This is a genomic window from Stenotrophomonas sp. P5_A8 (assembly GCF_056400545.1).
The window spans coordinates 1-2,754 of sequence record NZ_JBFULB010000428.1 but is presented as its reverse complement, the minus strand read 5'-3'; the positions used below and the strand labels follow the sequence as shown (position 1 = coordinate 2,754).

Here is a 2,754-nt window from a genome sequence, read left to right as displayed (position 1 = left end):
GACAAGCGCCGCTTCGATTAGCGCATCGCCCTGCGGTTGGCATCCGCCGCCGGGCGCGGAATGATGATCAATCCCCCGCCCCCACCGGTAGCGCCGAGCCCTGCTCGGCGGCCTCACCCTCAATGCGCCGCTTTCTTCCCGCGCAGCTTCTGGAACCCCATCACCGCCGCCAGCACGATGGCACCGGCGATCACGCCAACCACCATGTTGCCCAGCGCGTTGACCAGCCAGCCCCAGCGGCCTTCACCACCGAGTGCCTGTACCAGGTGGTGCAGCGCCGGCACGTTGTGAACCAGGATGCCGCCACCGACCAGGAACATCGCCGCCGTCCCGGCCACCGACAGGAACTTCATCAGCCACGGCGCGGTCACCAGCAGCCCACGGCCGATCGCCGCCAGCGCCGCGCCCTTGCGCGACAGGTACAGGCCGACGTCGTCCAGCTTCACGATGCCGGCCACCAGGCCGTACACGAACACCGTCATCGCCAGGGCGATGATCACCAGCGCGGTGACCTGGTTGAGGAACGGCGCAGCGGACACCACACCCAGTGACAGCACGATGATCTCGGCCGACAGGATGAAGTCGGTGCGTACCGCGCCCTTCACCTTGTCCTTCTCCCACGCGACCATGTCCACCTTTTCATCGGCCAGCGCCTTGACCCGCTCGGCCTTCTGCTGGGCATCTTCTTCCTGCGAATGCAGGAAGCGGTGCGCCAGCTTCTCCACGCCCTCGTAGCAGAGGAACGCGCCGCCGATCATCATCAGCGGCACCACGATCGGCACCGGGTAGCCCTTGCCGCGCAGCCAGGCCTCCAGCGCGCTGATCGCCAGCGCGGCCGGCACCAGGATCGCCTTGTTGACCAGCGAGCCCTTGGCCACCGCCCATACCACCGGCAGCTCGCGGTTGGCGTTGACACCCGTCACCTGCTGCGCGTTCAGCGCCAGGTCGTCGCCAAGCACGCCGGCGGTCTTCTTGGCCGCGACCTTGGTCAGGACCGACACATCGTCCAACAGCGCGGCAATGTCATCGAGCAACGCGAACAGGCTGGCACCGGCCATGGCAATCCAATAGATCAAGCGGGAGCGTGGATTCTGCCCGATCCGGGGCGCGGGGCGATAGCGCCAGGCGGATTCACCGGCCCACCACCCCGTCCCGGCGACACTGCCGGTGATCCCCCTGCTGGAGCCCTGCTTGAATACCACGCCTGTCGCCCCTGGTACGCCGTCGCTGGTCAAGGGCATGAACCGCCGCAGCCAGATCCTGCGCCTACTGCTGCGTTACCGGCATTCCGGGGTGTTTTCGGGCATGAACCTGGATGCGCGGGCGATGCACGACCTGCCGCCGGAAGGCAACCCGGAGCAGTTCGTCACCGACTTGGAATCGCTCGGCCCCACCTTCGTCAAGCTCGGCCAGATGCTTTCCACGCGCCCGGACATGGTGCCGGTGGAGTTCGCCACCGCACTGGAGCGGATGCAGGAAAAGGTGGCACCGATCCCGGTAGAGCGCATCGCCAGCATCATCGAGCGGGAACTGGGCGCGCCGGTGTCCAAGCTGTTTGCCAGCTTCGATCCGGTGCCGCTGGGCTGCGCCTCGATCGCCCAGGTGCACCGCGCGCAACTGCATGACGGCCGCGAGGTGGCCGTCAAGGTACAGAAGCCGGAAGTGGCCGCGCAGCTGCGCTCGGACCTGGACGTGCTGCGCAGCTTCGCGCTGGCCGCCGACCACCTTACCCAGGTCGGCCGCCGCGTGCGCCTGCGCGACTGGCTCAACGAGTTCGCCAAGACCCTGATGCAGGAGCTGGACTACCAGGCCGAGGCGGAAAACCTGCAGCGCTTTGGCCAGCATCTCAAGCCGTTCAAGCCGCTGTGGGTGCCGCAACCGGTGTGGGACTACTGCAGCCACCGCGTGCTGACCATGGAACTGGCCCACGGCGTGCGCGTGGACATGATTCCCGACGTGCGCCGCACCGAGCAGCCGATGGCGCCGCTGGCGGCCGCGCTGATCCGCGGCTATGTCGACCAGATCTTCGTGCATGGCGAGATCCATGCCGATCCGCATCCGGGCAACCTGCGCGTGACGCCCGAAGGTCGGCTGGCGATCTTCGACCTGGGCATGGTCGCGCACATGCCGCCCCGCTTGCGCGAGCGCCTGCTCAAGCTGCTGTTCGCCGCGGTGGACGGCCGCGGTGAGGAAGTGGCCGATGAGATCATCGGCATCAGCACGCGGCTGGAATCCTTCGACGAGGAGCGTTACCTGCGCGAGACCGGGCAGATGATCGCGCGTTACGCGGCCAACACCAGCTACTCCGAAGGCCGCGTGGTGCTCGACCTGGTCCGCATCGCCACCGCCAGCGGCCTGCGTACGCCGCCGGAGCTGAGCCTGCTCGGCAAGGCGCTGCTCAACCTGGAAACCGTGTGCCGGCTGTTGTCGCCGGACCTGGACACCCGCCGCATCGTGGAAAAGCAGCTGCAGCATGTGATGCGCGCGCGGCTGAAGAAATCGCTGTCGGCGGCCAACCTGGCCAGCGAGGCGATGGAGATGCAGCAGCTGCTGCGCGAAGGCCCGCGCAAGATGTCCGATATCCTCGCGCTGCTCGCCGAGAACCGGCTGCAGATGAAAGTCACCGGGCTGGAAGAATCACGGTTGATGGAGAACCTGCAGAAGATCGCCAACCGTGTGTCGGCCGGCATCATCACCGCGGCGCTGATTCTGGCTGCGGCGATGATGATGAAGGTGGATACGGGCTGGCACCTG

2 protein-coding genes are annotated in these 2,754 nt (G+C 67.1%); one reads left to right on the top strand and one right to left on the bottom strand.

The window, feature by feature from the left end:
- Positions 1–119: 119 nt before the first annotated feature.
- A complete protein-coding gene (locus AC1DQP_RS19130) occupies positions 120–1,058 on the bottom strand; it encodes a DUF808 domain-containing protein (RefSeq protein ID WP_256774878.1) in 939 nt (312 codons plus the stop codon).
- 181 nt (positions 1,059–1,239) lie between these two features.
- Between AC1DQP_RS19130 and AC1DQP_RS19125 the strand changes: the two genes are divergently transcribed.
- Positions 1,240–2,754: ABC1 kinase family protein (locus AC1DQP_RS19125; protein WP_478052266.1), on the top strand; the 1,515-nt coding region annotated here is incomplete at its 3' end.